This window comes from Texcoconibacillus texcoconensis, assembly GCF_014202575.1.
GTDB lineage: Bacteria > Bacillota > Bacilli > Bacillales > Salisediminibacteriaceae > Texcoconibacillus > Texcoconibacillus texcoconensis.
This window is the reverse complement of record NZ_JACHHB010000014.1, coordinates 24,038-49,420: the sequence shown is the minus strand read 5'-3', so window position 1 is coordinate 49,420 and position 25,383 is coordinate 24,038. Positions and strand designations below refer to the sequence as shown.

At 39.8% G+C, this 25,383-nt stretch carries 21 protein-coding genes; 18 read left to right on the top strand and 3 right to left on the bottom strand.

Features of this window, described 5'->3' with window-relative positions:
• Positions 1–21: 21 nt before the first annotated feature.
• Together HNQ41_RS13665 and HNQ41_RS13660 are read right to left on the bottom strand one after the other, a co-directional pair.
• Positions 22–1,035, bottom strand: a complete 1,014-nt coding sequence (locus HNQ41_RS13665; protein WP_184664991.1) for an NADH:flavin oxidoreductase/NADH oxidase — start codon at positions 1,033–1,035, stop codon at positions 22–24.
• A gap of 5 nt (positions 1,036–1,040) precedes the next feature.
• On the bottom strand, positions 1,041–2,783 hold the full coding sequence (locus tag HNQ41_RS13660) for a M28 family peptidase (protein ID WP_184664990.1): 1,743 nt from the start codon (positions 2,781–2,783) through the stop codon (positions 1,041–1,043).
• A gap of 258 nt (positions 2,784–3,041) precedes the next feature.
• On the opposite strand from HNQ41_RS13660, the gene HNQ41_RS13655 reads away from it, so the two are divergent.
• The 3 genes from HNQ41_RS13655 to HNQ41_RS13645 all read left to right on the top strand — a co-directional run bounded on the left by HNQ41_RS13655 (position 3,042) and on the right by HNQ41_RS13645 (position 5,669).
• Positions 3,042–3,200 carry a hypothetical protein gene (locus HNQ41_RS13655; protein WP_184664989.1) on the top strand — a complete coding sequence of 53 codons (159 nt, stop codon included), beginning with the start codon at positions 3,042–3,044 and terminating at the stop codon, positions 3,198–3,200.
• Positions 3,197–4,660: a sodium/proline symporter gene (locus HNQ41_RS13650; RefSeq protein WP_184664988.1), complete on the top strand. Its 1,464-nt coding sequence runs from the start codon at positions 3,197–3,199 to the stop codon at positions 4,658–4,660. Before HNQ41_RS13655 ends, HNQ41_RS13650 begins: the two co-directional genes overlap by 4 nt.
• 838 nt (positions 4,661–5,498) lie before the next feature.
• Positions 5,499–5,669, top strand: coding sequence for a hypothetical protein (locus HNQ41_RS13645; RefSeq protein ID WP_184664987.1), 171 nt, complete (start codon positions 5,499–5,501; stop codon positions 5,667–5,669).
• Positions 5,670–5,880: 211 nt separating this feature from the next.
• On the opposite strand, the gene HNQ41_RS13640 is transcribed toward HNQ41_RS13645, so the two are convergent.
• Positions 5,881–6,717, bottom strand: a complete 837-nt coding sequence (locus HNQ41_RS13640; protein ID WP_184664986.1) for an S-layer homology domain-containing protein — start codon at positions 6,715–6,717, stop codon at positions 5,881–5,883.
• A gap of 325 nt (positions 6,718–7,042) precedes the next feature.
• Between HNQ41_RS13640 and HNQ41_RS13635 the strand changes: the two genes are divergently transcribed.
• From HNQ41_RS13635 to HNQ41_RS13565, 15 genes are all read left to right on the top strand, one after another.
• Positions 7,043–9,079 (top strand): S-layer homology domain-containing protein, encoded by a 2,037-nt coding sequence (locus tag HNQ41_RS13635; protein WP_184664985.1) that lies wholly within the window; start codon positions 7,043–7,045, stop codon positions 9,077–9,079.
• 195 nt (positions 9,080–9,274) lie between these two features.
• Positions 9,275–10,375, top strand: a complete 1,101-nt coding sequence (locus tag HNQ41_RS13630; RefSeq protein ID WP_184664984.1) for an S-layer homology domain-containing protein — start codon at positions 9,275–9,277, stop codon at positions 10,373–10,375.
• 103 nt (positions 10,376–10,478) lie between these two features.
• Positions 10,479–11,135: a hypothetical protein gene (locus HNQ41_RS13625; protein WP_184664983.1), complete on the top strand. Its 657-nt coding sequence runs from the start codon at positions 10,479–10,481 to the stop codon at positions 11,133–11,135.
• A 532-nt stretch (positions 11,136–11,667) separates the two neighbouring features.
• On the top strand, positions 11,668–12,414 hold the full coding sequence (locus HNQ41_RS13620) for a YveK family protein (protein ID WP_184664982.1): 747 nt from the start codon (positions 11,668–11,670) through the stop codon (positions 12,412–12,414).
• Entirely contained in the window at positions 12,411–13,115 is a 705-nt protein-coding gene (locus HNQ41_RS13615) for a CpsD/CapB family tyrosine-protein kinase (RefSeq protein ID WP_184664981.1), read from the top strand. Before HNQ41_RS13620 ends, HNQ41_RS13615 begins: the two co-directional genes overlap by 4 nt.
• A 175-nt stretch (positions 13,116–13,290) precedes the next feature.
• Positions 13,291–14,061 (top strand): tyrosine-protein phosphatase, encoded by a 771-nt coding sequence (locus HNQ41_RS13610; RefSeq protein WP_184664980.1) that lies wholly within the window; start codon positions 13,291–13,293, stop codon positions 14,059–14,061.
• A 357-nt stretch (positions 14,062–14,418) separates the two neighbouring features.
• Positions 14,419–16,296, top strand: coding sequence for an SDR family NAD(P)-dependent oxidoreductase (locus tag HNQ41_RS13605; protein WP_184664979.1), 1,878 nt, complete (start codon positions 14,419–14,421; stop codon positions 16,294–16,296).
• Between the two features lie 147 nt (positions 16,297–16,443).
• On the top strand, positions 16,444–17,553 hold the full coding sequence (locus HNQ41_RS13600; RefSeq protein ID WP_184664978.1) for a DegT/DnrJ/EryC1/StrS family aminotransferase: 1,110 nt from the start codon (positions 16,444–16,446) through the stop codon (positions 17,551–17,553).
• Between the two features lie 6 nt (positions 17,554–17,559).
• Positions 17,560–18,213, top strand: coding sequence for a sugar transferase (locus tag HNQ41_RS13595; RefSeq protein ID WP_184664977.1), 654 nt, complete (start codon positions 17,560–17,562; stop codon positions 18,211–18,213).
• Positions 18,155–19,114, top strand: a complete 960-nt coding sequence (locus tag HNQ41_RS13590; protein WP_246421698.1) for a 1-aminocyclopropane-1-carboxylate deaminase/D-cysteine desulfhydrase — start codon at positions 18,155–18,157, stop codon at positions 19,112–19,114. The genes HNQ41_RS13595 and HNQ41_RS13590 overlap by 59 nt, the downstream gene beginning before the upstream one ends.
• Entirely contained in the window at positions 19,104–20,075 is a 972-nt protein-coding gene (locus HNQ41_RS13585) for an ATP-grasp domain-containing protein (RefSeq protein WP_246421697.1), read from the top strand. Before HNQ41_RS13590 ends, HNQ41_RS13585 begins: the two co-directional genes overlap by 11 nt.
• Positions 20,076–20,115: 40 nt before the next feature.
• A complete protein-coding gene (locus HNQ41_RS13580) occupies positions 20,116–21,414 on the top strand; it encodes a phenylacetate--CoA ligase family protein (protein WP_184664976.1) in 1,299 nt (432 codons plus the stop codon).
• Positions 21,411–22,037 carry an ATP-grasp domain-containing protein gene (locus HNQ41_RS13575; RefSeq protein WP_184665030.1) on the top strand — a complete coding sequence of 209 codons (627 nt, stop codon included), beginning with the start codon at positions 21,411–21,413 and terminating at the stop codon, positions 22,035–22,037. The genes HNQ41_RS13580 and HNQ41_RS13575 overlap by 4 nt, the downstream gene beginning before the upstream one ends.
• A 32-nt stretch (positions 22,038–22,069) precedes the next feature.
• The gene (locus HNQ41_RS13570; protein ID WP_184664975.1) at positions 22,070–23,233 is read left to right on the top strand and encodes a glycosyltransferase family 2 protein; all 1,164 of its coding nucleotides are present in this window, start codon (positions 22,070–22,072) and stop codon (positions 23,231–23,233) included.
• Positions 23,234–24,101: 868 nt separating this feature from the next.
• On the top strand, positions 24,102–24,887 hold the full coding sequence (locus HNQ41_RS13565; protein WP_184664974.1) for a hypothetical protein: 786 nt from the start codon (positions 24,102–24,104) through the stop codon (positions 24,885–24,887).
• Positions 24,888–25,383 lie beyond the last annotated feature (496 nt).

The window sequence follows — 25,383 nt, the reverse complement described above, 5'->3', positions numbered from 1 at the left end:
TCCAATTTTCAGTAGCTGAAATTAATATCCAATATCGTAAACACCAGGCAAGTTGAACGTTAGACCTAATTTTTCCGCTGCTTCCTTTGGCCAATAAGGGTAACGTAAAAGTCCTCGACCGATGGCTACCATATCTGCTTGCTCTTGTTCGATCACTTGTTGTGCAACTTCAGCATCTTCAAGAGATCCAACACTAATAACAGGAATATCAAATTCTTGTTTGATCGCTTCTGCATACTTTACTTGAAACCCAGCAAATATTTCAGGCGGCCTTTGCGGAGAGTTCCCACCGGTACTCACATCAAAGGCATCGACGCCTGCCTCAATAAATGCAGGAATCATTTGTTTGATATGATGGAAATCATAGGCCCCGTCCCCGTATTCAATTGCTGAAATTCTTAAAATTAAAGGCATATCATCAGGCATATTATTTCGGACTTCTTTAATGACTTCTAAAGGGAAGCGGTCATATTCGCTATATTCATCTTCTCTTTTATTACAAGAAGGAGAGATAAATTGATGTAATAGATATCCGTGTGCCCCGTGCAGTTCGATCATGTCAAATCCTGCTTTGACAGCTAGTTCTGTACTTTTACCGAATTGTCTTACAATATCTTTTATTTCTTGAGTCTCTAAGCTCCTAGGAGAGGGGGAGTCATCAGAAAATGGCATTTCACTTGGCGCGACGACGTCACCGGATGCAATTTTCGATTTTCTCCCAGCATGAGCGATTTGAACCGCTACTTTAGAACCGTAGGACTTACATGCATCAATGATTTTTTTGTAGCTCTCAAGCTGACTTTCTTCCCACAACCCAAGGCAATTCTCCGTGATTCTTCCTCTTGCTTCGATATTTGTCATCTCAAGGCAGATAAGCCCAACACCGCCAATAGCTCGACTTGTTAAATGTATGTAGTGCCAATCATTTGGCATTCCGTCATTATTCTTCACTTGATACTGACACATAGGGGAAAGCATGATGCGATTAGGGATGTCTACACCTTTTAGTTGAATAGGTGAAAATAAGTTCGTCATTCTATCTACTCCTTTTTCAATGTTTCATAAAATCGGTTGATTTCTTGGTTAGCTTGATTCAATTGAAAAGATAATTCATTGATTTTTCTACGAATCTTCGTTTTGATAAAAAATGCTGCCTCATCTTGTGGAGATACTTTTTGTAATGCATCAATATCTAGTAAGGCTGGTACCCTTGGTAGTTGAAATAAGGTATCAAATTGAAAAGGGTTGTCTGCTACATAGTTAAAAGGAACGAAGTAGCGTGAGAGTTTCATGGTTAGATGGTTGAATGTCTGTAATTGCGCTTCTGTTAATGGTTCATTCTTTAGTATGTTGATCGATTCTACCCGTTGTATCAGAGAGTCGACACGTTGTTGGAGTTCTTCTAACGTCATTTCGCCTTGAAGTTTTCCTTCCCATTCTTGAAGGCCATTTTTGATATCTTCTAGAGCAGCGATATGATTAATCGGCAATAGATCTTTACAGGCGAGCTCTAAAATTGAAAGAAGGTAAACTTGGCAATCTCTTAGTAGGAATTCAGGGTTGATTTTATCGGTCGTATCTTCTGTTGTATGCCACCACCAACCAAATCCTGAAGACTTACCAGATTGTCCGAATAACTCTTGGTGAGCGTTAGCGGCCGTTCCGTCTAACGGTGGTTGCTCTGAAAGCCCCATGAATAGGGAAGGGACCCCGGTTCCCCAAAATGACTGGTCTCCTGCCTTACCGTAACGCTTTCCTTCAAAATCCTGCTCCGTAACTTCATAAACCGCTTTTTGGGCGATGTTTTTCGTTTCTGCCATGCAATTGCCTTGAGATAATACTGTCGCACCGTTCCCCCCGACAGAGTCAATATTGACGTGGGCGACACAATGATCATAAAGTTCCTGCCAGTGCGTGTCACAGTATAAGGCTGACCCTGCATAACGACCGTGAGAATGGCCAGACCAAAAGGCCAGCCGGACATTTCGTTTAAGTAAATGTTTGTTTTTTGCAAGCACTCTTGCGACTTCAAGCATTGTTGCGTTCGCTGTACCATTATCCATTGCCCCATAATGCCAGGAGTCAACATGTCCACTAAATAAGATAAAGGAATCCTCTTCTTGATCAGATTGAATGTCAACGGTTAGCGTAGGGATCTTGCGAATGCCTGTATCTACTGAAGTAGATAATGTACATGAAGAGCCTTGCTGTGCCTGTTCCTTCAGTTTCTCTCCAGAAGGTGCGGTGACTGAAATGACAGGAATCTTAGGTAATTTTTCTACGTTCTCTGGTGTTGGTGTACCCCATACTGGGGAGACAATCATTTCATATGTGTATTCTGTATTGATAAAAATTGCTGCCTGAAAGCCAGTTTTTTCGATTTGGTAAACGATACCAGGCGTGGCAAGCCCCTCAATAAGCGCAACCTTTGTACCATCTATATCAGAAAGATGATGAAGATCGTCTTTAGAAATGAATAACATGTCCCCTGTTAACTCTGTGGCAGAAGCAGCCATAGAATGTGTGATACATTCAAATTGCTCATTATTAACAGTTAAACTAGCTTCTTTAGGGATGCTGATGAAGGCATCATCATAAGTAAGTTTCGGACTTAATTGGTAACTTTCTAATAGATCTTTTATATATTTAAAGGCGTTTTCTTCATCTTGGGATCCAGAAAGCCTAACGTATTGTGCGATCTGCTTCGTGTAGTCTATGAGATGATCTTGGCTTAACTCTTCTATCATATCTTGTTTTTCTGTTGACGTGATTGAAGTAGTCACAAAGTGTCCCCCTTGCTTCGTTTTTGTCAGAATCTTTTAACTAATAAATTAATCCATTTTTTTAAAAAAGTCAAAAATAAATGCTTATTTTTAAAGAAAAAGCAATTTAGACGTGTTGCAAATAAAAATTTTGATAAAATAGAGTGATTTTTTTATAAAATTAAAAATTATTTATTTACAATTGAGAAGAGTAAGGATATAATACAAAACTATAAATTGTGTATTTAGAATTATTTGAATATTTGGAGGGGTGCACTGATGTTAGGTTGGACATGGGGGGCTTGGTTTGTCGTAGTTGTGATTCCTACGATTTTAACGCTGATTCCGATTGTATACTATTTGTTAGAAGTAAGGGCAGCAAAGAAAGATGACCAATATTATAAGAACTATGAAGAGGAATTGAGGGATGCTAAATGAATCTAGCACTTATTATTCCAATTATTGTTTATTTCATTTTAATGATCGGTGTTGGAATATACTCTTTTAAATTCACAAAATCAAAAGAAGGCTTTCACCTGGCTGGGAGAAATTTAGGAAGCTGGGTTTCTGCTATTAGTTATGCATTCTCAGGTATGAGCGCTTGGGTACTAATCGGTTACGTGGGAATGGTTTATTCCTTAGGACCTTCAGTATTTTACATATTGATCGGTTTTAATTTAGGTTTTCTTTTTGCTTATATGGTGATTGCCAAGCGTGTGAGAAACTATTCTCAATTACTAGGAGCTGTCACGTATACTGATTATTTTGTTAAACGAATGAGAGGAAATCCGCACTTTATACGTTTAGTATCAGGTATTTCTATAGTGATCTTTATGTCTGCATATACAGCAGCGCAATTAGCGGCAGCTGGATTGACGTTACAGACAGTCTTTGGCTTTGAACCTGTGACAGCGATTATTATTGCAGGAATTGTTGTTACTGCTTATTGTCTGTTCGGCGGATTGATGGGCGTTTCTCTAACTGACTACTTTCAAGGAATTGGCGTTGTCATCGGGACCGTCATTTTAGGTATCTTTATGATTTATGTTGCTGGGGGATGGAATGCGGTTGTGGCACAAACAGCTGAAATTAGCCCGATGTACACTTCGGCAAACATGGGCGCAACCGGCTCAGCGTTACTCGGTTCTGTTCTTGGTTTTCTTGTCATGGGGTTAAATGTTATAGGTCGTCCGCATGATACGATTCGATTTTTCGCTTTAAAAAGCTCAGCAGAAGTCCGAAAATCTGCAGCCATTTGTTTATCCGCATTAACGATTACATATTGGGGTGCATTTCTCGTGGGATATTCTGGAAGAGTATTATTCCCAGAGGTAGCAGACCCAGAGATGATATTTCCATTGGCATTAACGGAATTGGCGCACCCTCTATGGGGAGGCATTTTATTAGCCATTTTCTTAGGGTTATTGATGTCAACAGCTGACTCACAGTTGCTATCAGCCTCTTCTGCATTAACAGAGGATATTTATTCAAAATACCTTAATAAGAACCTATCGGATAAACAAAACGTGTTGGTCACAAGAATTGTGATTATCCTTATCGGCGTCTTATCAACGATTGTTGCAGTGACAACACCGGAATCTGTATTTTTCTTAACGGTTTATGCTTCTGCAGGACTCGCAGCAACTTTTGCACCAGTCCTCATTCTCTCTCTTTACTGGAAAAAGCTTACGAACGCAGGAGCAGGAGCTGGTATGGCAGCTGGAGCACTAGCCGTGTTTATCTGGTATCAATCAGGGTTAGCCGAGGTCGTCATGGAAGGTGTACCAGGCTTCATTGCAGCCTTTTTAATTGCGATTATTGTAAGTAAACTAACTTCACAGCCTCATGAACAACAAATTGAAGGAGAACTAACGAAAGTTTCATATGTTTGGAAATAACGCAATGACGGTTCTCGAAGGGACCTACCGGAAGTTTTGCGATGATAAAACCACCTGAACGATCTATATCAAGTTCAGGTGGTTTTCATTATGTAAAATAACAGGGTGTTTAGGCATAGGTGTCCCTTATTCACTTTGGAATGGAGAAAACAACTTACCCGCACTGTGACAGAATGATAAACGAATCATTGTGCACTTTATTTAAACAAAAAAATATTATATAATAAAACCAGATAAGAACATATGTTCTTTTTCACTTGAAGAAGTCAATCCTCCAAAAAACAGTTATTTGAGAAACAATAAAACAACATTCGTCGAAAGTTCCAAACTTGTTTTCTTCTTAAATCAAATGTTTTACTCACCTCTTGTCCGCACTCACATACTCATTCCCTAATTTCTGATGTTCTCACTTTTGTTGATTTTTTCGCATGATATAATAAAAGAAACGATGGTGATCGTATGGAAACGAAGCTTCTCAAGGAGATCGGGTGTATTCAAAAGTTTTATATGAAACGGAATATAAACATCGCATAATCACGATAATCATGGTGATTGTAAGCTTGATCGTGTGTTCTATATCCGATTTCGGTGCGGTGAAATGTTAAAGTCCTTTTTCATTTGTGCAAGACCTCATGGGAAATGTATTTCCCCATGAGGTCTTTTTGAGTGCAAATAGTCATTGGTGTTTGACAGACACGTAAAAGCATCATAGTAAACGATTGAACTAGTACAACGACGAATATGGAATCAATTAGGAAAGATAATCTCTGAAAATCAGAACAAACAATCCAGTAACACGAACGGCGGTAGATTGTCATTGAGAAAAGGAATCTGATGATTGAAGGAAAAGGTAGTCCACTTGAAGGGAAAATTGATTCACCTGATTGAAAAACCGCTTCACCTGAAGGAAAAAACAGTCTACCTGAAGGAAAAAGTAGCTCACCTGAAGGAAAAAACAGTCTACCTGAAGGAAAAACAGTCTAACCTGAAGGAAAAACAGTCTACCTGAAGGGAAAAGTATCTCACCTGAAGGAAAAACCACTCCACCTGATCGAAAAATCACTTCACCTGAAGGAAAAACCGCTTCACCTGACCGAAGCAGGCCACACCCAAACAAAAAACGCTCATCAAACGGAACATAACAAATCCCGCACAATGATGAGCGCTGCCCCTACAGATCCGTTATCCATCACAGATCCAAAATGCCATTGTCACATTCTTTACAATGACTCCACATTGAACAACCTCTTCAAAGTCATAAAAGACTGCTCACGCGTATAAGAATCCAGCGGACTAAACCGATCGTTACCAGTCCCAGTCATAATCGCCAGGCCATTCGTACGATCATACATCGTCGAAACAAAAGCAACATCATCAGTTGCCCAGTCAGCAATATGATCCTGATCAGAAAACCCAGGGTTATCCATATGACTACGAGTATCCAAATCAAGCACATCAGCCGTTTTCGTTAGCATACTAGCAGCTTCCTGCCTCGTAATTGCACCTTCCGGATCAAACGTTCCATCACCATGCCCCTTCACAATCCCGAACGCATGCGCAGATAGAACCTCATAATCAGAAGTATCATCAAACGTATGTACGTCTAACGTCAGATCATGTTCAACCAGCAACTCTTGAATCGATTGACCCGTTTTCTCCTTTAACAAATGAACCACCAACACGCTAAAATCAGCACGAGTGATGTCATCTTCATATCCATATTGCAAACGCTCAGGAACAAGATTTAAATTCATCGCCTCAGAAACCTCTTCCTGCGCCCAATTAGAAGGCTCATCGATGACAGCCGTTGACTCAAACGAATCAATCAACTCACCGATCTTGCCAACATTGACAGTGTTTCGTTGAAAATTGACCACATCACGACCCGTAATCGAAACACTTCCCGTATCAACTTCCTCAAGACGCTCATAATATGAATCATGTTTCTCATTATATAATTCCTCAGAAACGACATCACCATCAAAAGTATACCTCGGCTCATCGTAACCCGTATCAAACCCTTGTTCTAGCGACATAACCTCATTTGTATGAATCATCGCGCCATCCATTTCTATTTCATAGGTGATAAACCATCACCAATAACACCAGAAGCGAAAGTTATTTTCATTCATATTTTGAAATAAAACGAACGAATTGTCGAAAAATAATCATCCCAGTCTAACCTCGTCATAACCGCCTTTCGACCCTATGAATATCCAAAAATTGTAGATTGGTATTGATTTCCTATTACTTATTTAATACCATTAGTAATGATGGTGAAACGGAAATGTTTTCTATTTTAGATTAAATAATTACATATTTTCAAATCCTAACAATGTAATAGGAACGAGGATAAAAAACAGAAGGAGTGAAGAAGGAGCTATGAAAAAACTCCCGCTAAGTAACAAAGCATTAAATTCAATGTTTGCAACCGCACTTATTGTGCCATTTGCACTCGTAGGCACACCTAGTGTCTCTGCAGAAACAGAACAAGAAATCCAAGATTATGCAGAACGTATGGTAGAAGTTTACGATGAGATGGACGAAGGTCAAAAGGATACAATAAGAGAGTTTCGTGAAGAGATTAAAAAATTAGATGCTGAAACATGGGAGGATGACATCCTTCCTGAAGATTTTGTTGATGCAGTTGAGGGAAAGGAAAGTGTCTCCCGACCAGTAGGTGAGATCGCAAAAGATTATGCTGAGCTACTATATGATGTAGAAGCCGACAAAGATCAACTTATTTCAAAAATTGAAGAATTCCGTGACAGACATGATGACAGTTTCAAAGAATTGTTTGATGGTTACGGAGAGGAAGTGACTGTCGCATATCTATTAGGTATGGCTAGTGATTTGGAAGAAAAAGCAGAAAGCCTTTGGGTTGAAGGAATGGATGAAGAATGGGTCCGTGATAACATTGACCTTGAATTACTTCTTAATGTCACAGATGATTACGATGATATGATTGAACATCTTGAAGATGAATTGGATTTAAGTGTAAGTGAAATCTCAGATATCAGTGATGATTTAATTGCTGAGGTTGGATTTAATGAAGATGAAATCAAAGATGCAATGGCACATGTATTAGTAACTGCTTTTCAACCTGCTGACGACGGCAGCTCCGGCGGCGGAGGCGGTGGAAGCTCCAGCCCTAGCGACTCCGATGACACCACCGATGAACAAGAAGGCACTGTCAGCGGTGACGACAGTATCTCCACTGAATCCGAAACATTAGAAGACGGCACAGAGCAAGTCACAGCAACAGTTGACGCTGAAAGCTTATCCGAAGCGTTAGAAGAAGCAGCGTCCGACGATGAGCCAATCGAACAAGTCGACTTCTCCATCGACACAGAAGCAGGTGAGCAAGCGCAATTAAGCCTACCATCTGACGCAATCGAAACAATCCGTAGCGCCAACGAAAACGCAACAGTCGGAGTTAGCTCCAATGACGGCGCCTTCCGCGCAAGCGTATCCGAATTCAGCGCCGACATCGCCGAAGCAGCTGAAGTTCAAGTGCTCGATACAGATGAAGAAGACGTCAGCTTCTCAATCACAATGAGCCAAAGCGATGACGAAAACGACGTCGCCGAACAAAACGAGCTAACAACAGCATCCGAACCAGTCACATTCCAAGTTCAAGCGGAAATCGGTGACGACACAATCAACCTTGACCAATTCGACACCGTTGTTGAACGCGACATTTACGGTGAAGATGACTTCGACGAAGAAACAGCAACAGCTGTCCGCCTCGAAGAAGACGGCACGTTCACAGCCGTACCAACAACAATCGATGAAGACACAGCAACACTCAAAGGCTTCAGCAACAGCGAATACGTCGTTGTCGAAAACGAAGCATCATTCCCAGACGTCAGCACGTCAGACTGGGCACTTGAAAACATCGAAAAACTCGCATCAAAATACATTATTGAAGGGTACAACGACAACACCTTCAAGCCAGAATCAAACATGACAAGAGCCGAACTAGCTACGGTCCTAACTCGCAGCCTAGGCCTTGCAACAACAGAAACCTACAACGAACAATTTACAGACGTTGACGGCAGCGAATGGTTCGTCGACGAAATCATGCCAGCAGTTGAAACAGGCATTATCGAAGGACACGCAAACGGCACGTTCACACCGAACGAAGACGTTACACGTGAAGAAGCGGCAACAATGATCAGCCGTGCCATCGACTACATCGCTCACGAACCAGAACTCGATGAAGACCTTCAGCTCACAGACTATACAGATCACACAGACATCGCAGACTATGCGGATGAGCACATCGAAACACTCATCCAAACAGAAATCATGAACGGTGACGACCATAACCAACTCTTACCAAAAGACAACACAACAAGAGCTGAAATGGCCGCACTCATCGACCGATTCTTACAAGAAGTCGACTTCATCAACTAGACGAAAACACACGTCGCCGTAACCAACCGTAACGCCAGAAAGGCTGACACACAGGGCCAGGCGCTCTCACCAACGAGAGCCCAGCCTAAGTCAGCCTTTTTATTGGTTGTCACCACAAGCGACATTGCGTCACATTGCAACGCACCGAGAACACTCACCAAAACCAACAATCCAACAAAGGAGGGAGCCATCCAAATGAACATCACGAAACCAATCACAACCATCGCACTCGTAGCCATTCTAGCCATACCAGCAACGACCGTCACTGCCAACGATACATTCACAGACATCGCCGACGACCACTTCGCCAAACAAGAAATCCAAACCCTCGTCGACGCCGAAGTCATCACCGGCTACCCAGACGACACATTCAAACCCGACAACAACATTGACCGCGCCGACGCAGCAACCATGTTCACACGCGCCCTAGACCTAGACGAACCAACCGACCAAACCGAAACCAACTTTACAGACATCGACGAAGACGCATATTACACCGATGCCGTCCACCTAACAACAGCAGCCGGCATCTTCCAAGGGAACACACACAACGAATTCAACCCAACCAATCCCTTAACAAGAGAAGAAATGGCCACCGTCCTCGTCCGCTCATTTGACCTAGAACCAAAAGCAAAAGACAATGACACACTCACCGACATCCAAGAGGCCAACCACTCACACCAAGAAAACATCATCACCCTGTACCACCACGGCCTAACCGAAGGACGCAGCAACAACCAATACGAACCAAAAGCCAACGTCACCCGCGCCGAATTCGCCGTCTTCCTACACCGCGCCCTAACCACCGAAGACGACCGAAACGACGATGACGACGGTGAAAACGATGACCAACGTGACAACGATGAAAACACTGACGAAACCGACGAACCTGATAACAACAATGGAAGCGGAGACACCGACGACACCACACCACCAGAAGCAACCACCGCAACCATGACAACCGCCGCAGGTGAAACCATCGAAGCCGACACCCAAGACAACACCCTTACTTTCGACCTCACCCACCTCGACGGCGAAGACGAAATCACAAGTGGCACCATCGACGTCAGCAAAGACAGCACACTCGAATTCACAAACGCACCAACCAGCGACCTAGAACAACCACAAGAACTATCAGAAGGCACCAACGAACTATCCGTCGCCCAATTCCTAAGCGACCTAGACGCCGACATCGACCTCATCCGCGACGCCCAAGGCGACTTCACCGCCCGCGGCCATCTCACCGACGATGACGGCAACCAAACACCAATACAAATACCAGTCCATGTCGAATAACGGACAGCTTTCGTTTTCACCACACATCACGCCATGAATCAGCACACAGTAACAAGACGATCCATTCGACAACCGACACCAACGAAAAAGTGAGGAATCCAGAATGAAAAAATGGTCCATCATCACCATCATCATCGCAACCATCGCCCTCGTTGCCTTCGGCAACACCTACTGGCAAAACGAACTCGACCGCCAAGCAAGCGAAGCATCAACCATGCTAGAAAGCGACCGAGCATCCAACGACACCGAACTCGAAAGCGAACGCTTTACCGACGACGATGCCGAAAGCAACGATGGTGACCAAACCGAAGAATCTGAAACCGACTCATCCGATTCATCCGATTCATCCGACTCATCCTCAAATGAAGGACAAGCTAGCACTGAATCTGAAAGTGAATCGAACACCAAAGAACTCGTCGACATCGAAGAAACCTATTTCCAACGCTTCGAAGAACTCGCAGCCGAAGAATACGAACGCGTCGACACACTCGTCTCAGAAATGACCCAAGACTATGAGCTACTCCAAGCCGGCGAACTCGACAAAACCGAATCCGAACTCCAAGCCGACTATATTGACATCGTCGACCAATACGAAAACGAAGCCGACGAACGCTTCGACGCCGTTTACACCGAACTTGAAAACACACTAGAAGAAAACGACTACGACGCAGCCAAAGCCCAAGAATTCCGCAACATCTACGAAACCGAAAAAGACGAACGCCGCCGCCAAGCCGTCGAACAAATCTTAGAAGTAAGGTAGAAGCCTCACCTGAAGGAAAACCAGTTCACCTGATCGAAAAATGCTCTACCTGAAGGAAAAATCAGTTCACCTGTCCGAAAAAACGCTCTACCTGAAGGAAAAATCAGTTCACCTGACCGAAAAATGCTCTACCTGAAGGAAAAACCAGTTCACCTGATGAAAAAACGCTCTACCTGAAGGAAAAACCAGTTCACCTGACCGAAAAATACTCTACCTGAAGGAAAAATCAGTTCACCTGATCGAAAAAATGCTCTACCTGAAGGAAAAACCATTTCACCTGAACGAAAAAACGCTCTACCTGAAGGAAAAATCAGTTCACCTGAACGAAAAAACGCGTGCATACCGAAAAAAATCCTGTGCAAAACGAATCACCACGACCAACCAACTCAACCCAACCCTTCGACAAATCTCTGTGTCTATTATATGGAATAAATGACAAGTTTTGTCGAATCTGTCGACATTGGGGAAAATGTTCTATAAACTTTCGACCTAGATGGTAATTTCGATATCCCAAATACTCTGGAGGATCACCATGGAAGAAACAATTAGTTTAAAAGAAATATACGAAACACTAAAAAAGCGCCTTGGCCTTATCATATCAATCACACTATTAGCCGTTGCAGCAAGCGCAATCATCAGCTACTTTATGCTCACACCGCGCTATGAAACAACAACACAAGTACTCGTCAGTGAAGCAGCCACAGCATCATCGATCCTAGACTCTGCTTCATTCGGCTCAGACTCAGAATACATCGATACATACAACGTCATCCTACAAAGTCCGTACATCCTCGACCAAGTCGAAGAAGAACTCGGACTTGAGAACACGCCAGAGATCAACGTCCAACGCGAAGGAGACTCACAAGTTGTCAACATCAGCGTTGAGGACACCAATCCAGCACGCGCGACAGACATCGCCAACGCCACAGCTGGCATCTTCGAACAAGAAATGCCAAACCTACTCAATGTGGACAACATTTACGTGCTCGCATCAGCAGACCTCGGCGAACAACCAACGCCAGTCAGCCCGAACCCGCCACTCAACATGGCGATCGCGTTCGTCGTTGGACTCATGACCGCAGTAGGACTTGCCTTTTTACTAGAATTTCTCGACCAATCACTTCGAAACGAACAAGACGTCGAAGACACACTCGGCCTACCGATCTTAGGCAGCGTTTCAGTCATCGACGAAGAAACACCCGAGGTGAAAACTAGCAAATCAGAAGTAGCAAACACCGAATTGAGCCGTAGCAACAGGAAAGGGAGGGAATCAGCATGATCTTCAAAAAGAAATCAAAACGCACACTAGACGAAACACAACGGAGCCTGATCTCCCATTACGACCCGAAATCACCAGTCGCCGAGCAATACCGAACAATTCGGACAAACATCCAGTTTGCAAGCATCGACTCATCCATCGATACGATCGTCGTCACGTCAACCGGACCATCCGAAGGAAAGTCGACGACCGCAGCCAACCTGGCAACCGTCATGGCCCAACAAGAACAACCGACACTGCTCATCGACGCCGACTTAAGAAAACCGACGTCACACTATACATTTGAGCGCCGTAACTTACAAGGACTCACAACGGTTCTATCTGAGCAAACGACATTCGAAGAAGCGATCCAACAAACCGACATCGCTCATCTCGATCTTTTAACGAGCGGGCCTATCCCGCCCAACCCAGCCGAACTCCTCGGCTCACGTAGGATGAACGCACTACTAGAAGAAGCACAAACCGAATACACACACGTCATCATCGACACACCACCCGTACTCGCCGTCACCGACGCGCAAGTACTCGCCAACCAATGCGACGGCACAATCCTCGTCGCCGCCAGTGGCAAAACCGAAAAAGAAGAAGCCGAAAAAGCAAAAGAACTACTCGACGCCGCCAACGGCAACATTCTAGGCGTCGTCTTAAACCAACGAGAGAAACGTCAAGGCCATTATTACTATTACTACGGTGGAAAATAAAAAAACACCAAAATTTTCCACCTGCACCCTTTCAATTCTATGAAAATATGGTAAAATATTCCTGGTGCATCAGCGAGAAACCATCATCAAGAATCCATCATCAAAAATTCATCATCAAAAATTCATCATTAAATATCAGAACACACCATAGATTCACACGGAAGGGGACGACGAGATGATCGATTGTCACTGTCATATACTCCCGGAAGTCGACGACGGACCAACAAGACTCGCAGACAGCATCAAACTAGCCAAAGAAGCAGAACGTGAGGGGATCACCACCATCATTACCACCCCTCACCACAACGTACCAACATACGAAAACACACACATCAACATCCTAAGAAAAACAGACGAACTCAACGCCATACTAAAAAAAGAAAACATCAACGTCGACATCATTCCAGGACAAGAAGCACGCATTCACGGTGAAATGGTAGAAGGCCTCGAAACCGGCGACATCCTAACGGTAGCCAACGCACACGAATACGTATTCGTCGAACTACCATCAAACCATGTCCCACGGTTCACAAGCCAACTACTGTACGACATCCAACTCACAGGCGTCGTACCCGTCATCGTCCATCCCGAAAGAAACACAGAACTCATCGACAACCCAGACATCCTATACAATCTCGTCAAAGCCGGCGCCGTCACACAAATCACAACATCAAGCATCACCGGCCACTTCGGCAAAAAAATCAAAAAATTCACAGAACAACTCATCACACACAACCTAACACACCTAATCGCATCAGACGCACACAACACAACAACAAGACCATTCAGATGGCAACAAGCCAAACAACAAATCGAAAAAACAATCAACCCATACACCTGGCAAGACTTCCAAGAAAACGCCCGACGCCTCACCACAGGCAAAGCACTCAAACAAAACCAACCACAATACATCAAAAGAAAAAAGTTATTTGGCATCCCCATCTAACTTTTTTCAGAAACATCACTGTAAAAATTTGAACGAAAAACCAACAATTGTGTGACACACCTCGCGCATTTCAAAACAGGGTAATGCCTCCTAACCCTTATCAACGGAGGCACTCGGCCGCGCTGTGGGTTCAAAAACCTTAGGTGCCCGTCACCAAAGGTGCGGTGTGAGGATAGGTTGAATGCCTGTTATTCTTATATGTTTAATTACTTATTGTGAAGAAGTGAATCTTTTCACACCATCACGATCAGCCTTAGAAGAAGCCCAAAGAAAACCTTAAGCCGTGAGGCAATCTCTACACCCATGAAGCCTTACGGCTTAGGGTTTTTTTAGGATACGGAAAGGAGAGGGAACATTGTGAGTTACCAAAAACGACTAGCTGCGCTCGTCACCGTCGACTCCATCATTGTATTAATGTCGATCGTGTTCAGCTACATGTTATTAACGCCATTTAATAATGTCGTTCCAATAGCAATCATCGTCAGTTCACTCGGCTTGTTTGTCAGTCATCATCTATTTGCTCATGTTTTTAAGTTGTACAAGCGCGTTTGGAGTTACGCGAGTATATACGAATTAAAGGCAATCTTAAAAGCAGTTACATTGTCAATCGCCGTCGTTGCGGTTTTACAAGTCGTTGTTTTTGGGTCCATGTACACGCGAGCACTGATCGTCACATGGATGCTACATGTCATCTTCATCGGCGGCTCTCGTTTTATGTGGCGTATGTACCGTGATACATATTTATCAACCAATGATACGAGCGAGAAAAAGCGCACGCTCATTATCGGTGCAGGTTTTGGGGGATCAATGGTCGGACGCCAACTGACACAAAGTGGGAATACGGAACTAAACCTTGTCGGTTACATAGATGATGACCCGAACAAACAACAGCTAGCGGTTTTCGACCTGCCGGTCTTAGGGACGGTCAATGAATTAGAAACCGTCGTCCAGTTAAAAAAGATCGAGCATATCATCATTGCGATTCCGTCGTTATCTCGCGAGCGACTCCATGAAATCTTTAATCGCTGCACAAATACAAACGCAAAAACGCAAATCATGCCGCGCGTGGAAGACTTAGCATCTGGGAAAGTGTCCGTCACCGCTATCCGTGACGTGCAAGTGGAAGACTTACTCGGCCGCGACCCGGTTGAACTCGATATTAGTAAAATATCGAATAAACTATCAGGCAAAACCGTCCTCGTCACTGGCGCAGGCGGCTCCATCGGTTCAGAAATTTGCCGCCAAGTGGCCAATTTTAAACCAGCGAAATTGATTTTGCTCGGTCATGGCGAAAACAGCATTTATGAAATCGAACGGGAATTAAAAACAAATGGAATCGAAGCAGCGATCCAACCGGTGATTGCCGACATCCAAGACAGAGAACGGATTGAACACGTGATGATGCGCGAAAAACCGGATGTCATTTATCATGCGGCGGCGCATAAACACGTGCCACTGATGGAACAAAATGCACATGAAGCCGTGAAAAACAACGTGATGGGAACGAAAAACGTCGCCAAAGCCGCTGACAAATCAGGTGTTTCAGCGTTTGTGATGGTTTCAACCGACAAAGCCGTCAACCCAACGAGCATTATGGGGGCAACGAAGCGACTCGCAGAAATGGTCGTCCAACATATGAACAAAGTGAGCGACACACGGTTTGTCGCGGTCCGGTTCGGAAACGTGCTCGGAAGTAGAGGCAGTGTCATCCCACTCTTTAAAAAGCAAATCGCAGCGGGGGGACCGGTTACAGTGACCGACCCAGACATGACCCGGTACTTTATGACGATCCCAGAAGCATCTCGCCTCGTCATCCAAGCCGGCGCCTTAGCCGACGGCGGCGAAATCTTCGTCCTCGACATGGGCGAACCCGTCAAAATCGTCGACCTAGCCAAAAACTTAATCAAACTATCCGGCTACGACACCGACGACATCGGCATCAAATACACCGGCATGCGCCCAGGCGAAAAACTATACGAAGAACTCCTCTCCGACGACGAAGTCCACGGTGAACAAATCTATCCGCAGATTTACCGTGGGAAAACTGCAGCGATTGATATTAGTGCGATTGAACGAGCGGAGGCGTATGTTGCACAAGGCGTTGCGGATCTGACGTTAAGGGAGTATGTACTGGAAATCGCAGGTGGAGTAATTGAAAGAAAAGAAGAAAGTCTTCCACCGAAAAAAGAAACAAGCAAAATAAAAGTAGGGCAAGATTTAGCAGTTGTGAAATGAAACGAAAAGATCGTATAAAGTTGTCGCTATGGTGTTTAACATAGCGACAACTTCTCATTTTAGTAGATTAGTAGTTGGTTGGGGGGTTCCAGGTAAGTGCTAAGAGACTAAACAACAACGATGGTACAGAGGAAGGAAGTTTTAATCATGTCAGATCGCATTTTTCTTTCTTCACCACACATGAGTGATGAAGGGTATGAAATGGAATACGTCCAAGAAGCGTTTGATACGAATTGGATCGCTCCCCTTGGCGAAAACGTCAATGGTTTTGAACGAGAACTAGCAGGAAAAGTGGGCTCGAAAGCTGCTGCGGCACTCTCTTCAGGAACGGCCGCTATTCACTTAGCGTTGCGAGCAGCAGGAGTCGGTGAAGGTGATATTGTCTTCTGTCCAACACTGACATTCTCAGCAACAGCGAATCCAATCATTTATCAAAACGCAACACCTGTATTCATTGATAGTAATGATGAAACGTGGAATATGTGTCCGAAAGCTTTAGAAGAAGCGTTTCAAAAATACCCTGACGTAAAGGCCGTGATCGTTGTTCACCTTTACGGTTTGTCTGCCGACATGGATAAAATCGTTGAGCTATGTAAGAAACATAACGTTGTTTTGATAGAAGATGCCGCTGAATCTTTAGGAACTTACTATAAAGGCCAGCATACAGGAACGTTTGGTGATTATGGCATCTTCTCATTCAATGGCAACAAAATCATTACTACTTCTGGTGGGGGCATGCTCGTTTCTAATAATGAAGAGAGAATTGCCAAAGCAAGATTCTGGGCGACCCAATCTAAAGACAAAGCAAGACACTATCAACATAGTGAACTAGGATTTAACTATCGGATGAGTAATGTCGTAGCTGGAATTGGTCGTGGACAGCTTAAGGTATTAGATCAGAGAGTTGAGAAGAAGAAATATATTTATGAGTTTTATAAGAGAGAACTTGGTGATCTCGAAGGCGTGCAATTCATGCCTACTAATGAATGGGATGCACCAAACTATTGGTTAAGTGTCATGACATTGAACGGCAAAGTAAGACCACTTGATATATTTGAAGCATTGGAAGAAGAGAATATTGAATCAAGACCGATCTGGAAGCCGATGCACATGCAACCGTTCTTTGAGAAGTATGATTTTGTCGGAACGGATGTATCAGAGAAGTTGTTTGAGAAGGGTGTTTGTTTGCCGAGTGATACGAAGATGACGGATGCACAATTAGGGAAAATTGGAGAAATTATAAAGGAGCTTTGGTGATTAAAGATGAAACGAAAAAAAGGAGCTTATGAAAGATTCCTCAAACGACCAATAGACCTTATACTTTCACTGAGTGCAATTATTATATTAAGTCCAGTTCTTATAGTTGTTGCACTTTTGATAAGAACAAAATTAGGTAGTCCGATTTTGTTTAAACAGGAACGACCAGGATTAAATGAAAGGATCTTTGAAATGTATAAGTTTCGTACCATGACTGATGAAAGAGATGAAAATGGAGAATTGCTTCCTGACCATGTCAGGCTAACTAAATTCGGTAACTTTATACGTTCAACTTCCTTAGATGAACTACCAGGGCTTTTTAATATTGTTAAAGGAGATATGTCGATTGTAGGACCAAGACCATTGTTAGTAAAGTACCTTCCATTTTACACACCGGAAGAAGCTAAGAGGCATCATGTTAGACCTGGTCTCACAGGTCGCGCACAGGTGAAGGGGAGAAACACCTTTATTTGGGAAGATAGATTTCAACAAGATTTGGAATATATTGAGTGTTTAAGCTTTAAAGAAGACTTAACCATAATTTTCAGAACGGCTTTAAAGGTGATTAAGAAAAGCGATATTGTAGAACCAGGGGTGTTAGATGATTTTGATGAATATAGAAGGAAACAACAGAGTGCAAACTCCGGTACAGAAACTTAATAAATTTTTAGGCAATGAATTGTATGTTAAAAGGGAAGACTTGTACCCGTATTCTTTTGGGGGAAATAAAGTAAGGAAAGCAATAATTTTCTTCGATGATTTAATTAAAAAAGAGTTTGATTGTGTTATAACATACGGTAGCAGTAGTTCAAACCACTGTCGAATTATTGCCAACCTTGCAGCCGCAAAGGGTATTCCGTGCCATATAATATCACCCCTTCAATCAAATTACTTAACTTTTAACACTAAAATAATTAAAATGTTTGATGCAATACTATCGTACTGTCAAATTTCTGAAGTGAAAGCTACTATTGATCGAAAAATAGAAGAGTTAAAGTTCAAAGGTTATAAACCTTACTTTATACAAGGTGGAGGACATGGAGATATAGGTACACAAGCTTATGTCAATGTTTATAATGAAATAGTTGAGTATGAATTGAACAATGAGTTTAATTTTGATTATATTTTTCATGCAACTGGAACTGGAACCACTCAAGCAGGCCTAGTTTGTGGGAAACTACTTAAGGGTGATACTAGAGAAATTGTAGGAATAAGTATTGCGAGGAAAAATCCCCATGGTGGTAATGTTGTTCTTGAAAGTGTAAATAGCTATTTTAAGAGTTTAAGTAAAAAACCGGTCACTATAGATGAAATAAACTTTGCAGATGATTTTGTGTTGAATGGGTATGGTTCATACAATAAACAAATATTACAGTCTATTAAAGATGTATTAACATATGATGGAGTTCCATTGGATACAACTTATACAGGGAAAGCGTTTTGGGGTATGAAAGAGTATATTAAAAAGAATCAAATCAAGGATAAAAAGATTCTTTTTATCCATACAGGTGGGACCCCACTGTTTTTTGATAAATTGGGGGATTTGACGGATGATGAGTGATGACTTAAATATACTAGTTTTAAGCTGTGGCACAAGAAACAAAATTGTACAGTACTTTAAAAAGGAAGTTGGAAATTACGGTCGGGTTATAGCAACAGATTGTAGTGAATTAGCACCAGCTTTATACGACGCAGACGAGCATTATATAGTCCCAAAAATGACTGAAGAGGGTTATTTAGATACCATTCTTAATATTTGCAGAGCAAATGATATTAAGGCTGTATTATCACTAATTGATCCCGAATTAACCTTTCTTGCTCAAAATAAGGAATCGTTTTTAAATATAGGTACAACACCAATTGTTTCAGATTATAAAGTTGTAGAAATGTGTTTTGATAAGTATAAGATGTATGAGTTTTTAGTTCAGAATGGGTTTAAAACTGTAAAAAGTTATGTAGATAAGGAACAATTTTATAGTGATGTTGAAGCTGGATATATAAATTATCCAGTTTTTATTAAACCAGTAAAAGGCAGTGCAAGTATTAATATAAGTAAGGTTACTTCTAAAGAAGAAGTTGAATTATTATTTAGTCGCTTTGATAATTTAATGATACAAGAGTTTATGGATGGCATTGAATACGGAGCAGACGTATACATTGATTTATTTTCTAATGAACCGGTTTCTATCTTTATAAAAGAAAAGTTGAAAATGAAAGCTGGTGAAACTGATAAGTCAGTTTCATTTAAAGATGAAAAACTTTCTAAATTAATTGAGAGCTTTGTTAAGACTGTTGGATTTAAAGGTGTTATTGACATTGATATCTTTGAAGTAGATGGTGAATATTATATCTCTGAAGTTAACCCTCGATTTGGTGGGGGGTACCCTCACGCATATGCTGCAGGAATTAATGTTCCGAATATGGTTATTAATAATTTAAAAGGTAATATAAATGAAAATATAATTGGTGACTATGTGGAAGGTATTTATATGCTTAAATACAATGAAGTAGTCATTAAATAAAAGTTCTTTTTAATTTGAAAGAAACGAAAGGAAGTATAAAATGGTTGGTGAATTAATTAGAAAAAAAGTTTTTTGGACTTTGGATAAAATCAAAGGTGGAAGTATAAGTTCTCATTACAATGATATTAAATATATTTATGAACAAAGAGACGGTTACGAGGAAAGAAAAAGTACTCACCTTAAAAATTTGTTAGATTATGCTGTTACTAATTCACCATACTATAAAGAATATGAAGGTTATGAAGGTTTATCTGATTTTCCTATAATCGATAAACAAATCCTTAGAGATAGTAAAAATGAACTGCTATCTAATTTATACAAAAATAATAATTTGCATAAAAAGAGTACAAGTGGTTCAACCGGTACCCCCTTAATCATGGAACAGAATCAAGGAAAAAGGGATCGAGTGTTAGCTGAGCTTATTTTTTTTGGTGAGAAAGCGGGTTTTTATGTTGGTGATAGAAATGCATTTCTTAGAGTATGGACCAAGGAAAATAGGAATTCACGTATAAGTTTACTTAAAAAAAACATGATTGAAATAGATGTACTGAATCTTAATGATAAGGCCTTAGAGAATTTTGATATTTTATTAAGAAAAGATAAAAAATTAAAATGTATCTCTGCTTATGCTTCAAGTTTAGATCAAATATCGAGATATTTAGAAGATAACGATGTCTCCAAAGAAAACTATAATGTAGAAACAATTATCAGTACTGCAGAACTTTTGAAGGAAAATACAAGAAAGATCCTACAAAATCGCCTAGGTTGTCAGGTTGTTTCTAGGTACTCTAATCAAGAAAATGGAATATTGGCTCAAGAAGATATTAAATACTCTTATTTTCTCATCAATGATGCTTCTTATTATATAGAATTTCTTAAATTAAATAGTAATAAAGAAGCAAAACCAGGGGAACTAGCACGAATAGTAGTTACAGACTTATTTAACTATGCAACTCCGGTTATTCGCTATGACACAGGCGATTTATGTAGGTATGAATTAAATTGGAATCATAAAATAGTAATTAAAAATATTGAAGGAAGAATATTGGACTTTATATACGATACTTCTGGTAACATGCTATCTTCTCATGTAATAAGTCGTTATATGGCAGACCTTAGAGGAATTGAACAATATCAATTTATTCAAAAAGGAAAAAATGATTATTTATTTAAGATTAATATGAAAGAAAAAATATATAAAGATAATTTTTTTGTTGAAAGGTTTAAAGGACTTTTAGGTAATGATGCAAATATAAATATCGAACATGTTTCTGGTATACCGTTGTTAAATTCAGGGAAATACAGGCATACAATATGTGAGTATGAACCGAAAAAATAAGTCACCTAAAATTAATAATAATAAGTGCCGCTAGTTTTATCGGTAACATTAAAGAACAATTTTATAGTGATGTTGAAGCTGGATATATAAATTATCCAGTTTTTATTAAACCAGTAAAAGGTAGTGCAAGCATTAGTATAAGTAAAGTTAATTCAAAAGAAGAAGTTGAATTGTTATTTAGACGCTTTGATAATTTAATGATACAAGAGTTTATGGATGGCATTGAATACGGAGCAGACGTATACATTGATTTACTTTCTAATGAACCGGTTTCTATCTTTATAAAAGAAAAGTTGAAAATGAGAGCTGGCGAAACGGATAAGTCTGTTTCGGTTAAAGATGAACATCTATTTGAGTTAATAACCGATTTTGTGAAGGTTGCAGGATTTAAAGGGATTATTGACATAAATGTTTTTAAAGTCAACGGAGAATATTATATCTCTGAAGTGAACCCTCGATTTGGCGGTGGTTATCCATATGCATATGAGTGTGGAGTGAACGTACCAGAGATGATTATTCATAATATACTTGGAAACGAGAATGATGATCTTATTGGTCGGTATGACGAAGGTGTCTATATGATGAAATTTAACGAAATAAAAGTAAAGGGAACTTTAAAGTAGGTTCTTAGATTATAGATTGGAGAGGCTTGCCTATGATTATAGTAGAAATAGTGTTTTGGTTAAGTCTAATATTGATTTTCCACACTATGATAGGTTATCCAATATCATTATATATCATTGATAAGTTTATAAAGAAAAAAAATGTTGAAGTTGATACTTCGATGAGGCCCAAGGTTTCAATTATAATTCCTGCTCATAACGAAGAGTCGGTTATTGAAAAGAAATTACAAAATTTAATAAATCTAAACTACCCTAAAGATTTGATGGAAATAATAATCTCTTCAGATAACAGTACGGATAAAACAAATGACATTGTAGAGGATTTCATTACTAAGAATAATCAAAATAACATTCGACTTTATAAAGTGAAAAAAAGACAAGGGAAAACGAATGCGCAAAATGAGGCAGTTAAAATTGCTAATGGAAAAATTCTGGCTTTTAGTGATGCAAATTCAATGTTAGAAAAAGATGCTATAATCCACTTAGTTTCTTCGTTTGTAGATGAGAAAGTGATCTATGTTACAGGTAAATTAACATATGTTAACAGCTTAGATTCAATAACCAGTGAGGCTGAAAACAAGTATTGGAATTATGACCTTTTCATGAGAAAAGTAGAATCCGATGTAAAAACAATTACAGCCGGAAATGGCGCAATATATGCCATAAGAAAGTCAGATTATGTAGATTTTGATCCAATAAGATCCCATGATAGTGCAATGCCTTCTCATGCAGCACTAATCCATAAAAAAGCTATTTTTAACGAAAAAGCAATCGCTTATGAAAAAGCTGGCGAAACGACAGGTGATGAGTTTAAAAGGAAAGTCAGGATGTCTAGAGGAGGCTTAAAGGCTCTTTACACAGACATTAGAAAATATAATCCGTTTAAATATGGATGGTATAGTTATTTTTATTTTGGTCACCGAGCATGTAGACGTGCTTTGTTTATATTTCATATAACATTATTATCTACTAATATATTGTTAATTAATGAAAATATCCTATATTATTTTCTATTTCTTATACAAATATCATTCTATTTATTAGCTCTAATGAAAAAAATGTTTGGATTGAACCATAAAGTTTTTTATTTTCCATACTATTATGTAATGACACTATTAGCACAGCTGGTCGGAACTTATAATCAAATAACAGGTAAATCGAAACCTTTTTGGGAAAAAGCGGAGAGTACAAGGTAAATATATCTTAATCGTATTACCTCTTTCACCCTTTGTTATGAAGAAAAGATCTTGGAATTTTCCATTGACACTAGGGAATGCAATTTTATTCGGTAGTATCATGGTCTTGTGTTTGATAACAGGACTACTTTTAAGGAGTAATTAGCTTAACGCAGAACAATCAATTAAATAATTTTGATATCCCCCCTTTGTTTTATGCTGACCCCAGAAAACGCGACAGGGGGGACTCAATTTTCTGTGTCCATTTTCTTGACACAGTATCAATGTTAAAGGAAGTGTCAAAGATTACTGTTCAAATGTCAAAATACCTATATATAATATTATGTACACTTTTGGCATCCTTTGTGGCAATCTTAACAGCGCAAGGGGCAATATATATAGGTTTATTATTTAGTTTGCTTTTTGTGATTACTGGCATAATTTTATTTATAACCAAACCTAAAAAAGTAACGATTATTACGGTATATCTTATGGTTATAAGTGTGTTTTTGCTTCCAAGATTTAGTGTGAGTGGTGTGAACTTCAGGTTCGAAGATGTTATTGTTGTTGGGATGGTTTTAATTTTATTAACAACTTATTATCATTCATTGTTTCTCCCTTTACCCAATGTCTGGGTAAAAATGTTTGTATATACAACAATATTTTACTTAATTTATAGTTTATTAATTACGATAGCCAATGTAGCCTTTAATGACCTCTCTATTATATATTTTTTATTTCTATTAAAAGAATTTCAATATTTTATCTATGCTCTATTTCTCTTATTGGTAATATTCAGTTATAAAACAGAAAAAAACTGTTATCGCTTATCACTATACTTTCCTCGCTCACTATTATTTGGGGGTTATACCAAGTAGTCTTTGATAATATGTTCGGTTTCTATGGAATAGGTACTATAAGTGAAGGAGCATCGAGTCAATCCGGAGGACTATTTTTAGTTATATCTCTGTTATTTTTATATCAATCATCAATTCATGTAAAAAACAAATTAAAATTATACTTTTTGTTTTGTTCAATAATATCAATGTTTTTAACATTGGCTACAGTTTCTAGAACTGCAATTTCTGCAATGTTAATAGTTTTAATAATTTATATATTATATAAATTGCTCTTTTCCAAACTAAATTTAATATATACATTTACATCTATGGTGGTTGTTGCAACTTGCTCATTATTAGTATTTAAATATTTCACTCCTATTTTAGAGTATGTGGAAAGAAGGCTAGTGAGTGGCTTTGATTCAGGAGCTAATACCCGCCAAAATAAATGGGACAGGTTATTATCTGAAAGTGACAACATAGGTTTGGTATTTGGAAATGGGAAAGGCTTTACACAAACTCTAACAGGGGGATTCACCCTTTCAGCAGATAGCCAATTTGTTAGATTGATACTTGAGGTTGGCTACATTGGCTTAGTATTGTGGTTTATCCCCATTATCTTACTAATTACTTTTGCTTTAGTACATTTAAAAAGGTATACTTCTGAATCTTTATCTATCATATTATTAATATTAGCATTTTTAATAATGTCCGTTACACATGAAGTTTTTCTAGTAACCATTCAAGCATCGATATTCTGGATAATGATATCTTTATTTATTGGTATTATTTTAAATAAAAAGAATTCATCATCAAATTCTCATGAAATTGTTTAATATTTACATCCAATGCATTTTCGGACAAAAAGTGTGTACCCTGGTCATCTATACAGACATTTATGTGCCTATTTGTATCACAGAGGCATAGGTGAAGTACGGTGTGGTTCGAGACTGCTGAAAAAGTCTATATAAATTTTATAAAGTGTTAACAAATTAACTATCAGTAGCGATTTCTTAAGGATTGGGTTCTATATGTTGTTCTAAAGAATCTCTTAATGACTTATTTATAGAATAGCTAATATAGCTTATTATTGTTCCCATACACATTCCATAGACTTTATTACGAATAGGTGTGTCTAGTGTTTTCCGTTTGGAACAATTGAAGATGCTCTGTGAATACTTCATTGCAGTTTTTCCAGCGACGACGTTTTTAAATGAATGAATAGGTGAAGTTGTTTATCTAATGGATCGAGGTCCCGTACTTTCTGTTGACGCTGATCTGGACGTTTCAAGATATATATCCACTTAGGTATTCAATTTCTGTCACTTTTTA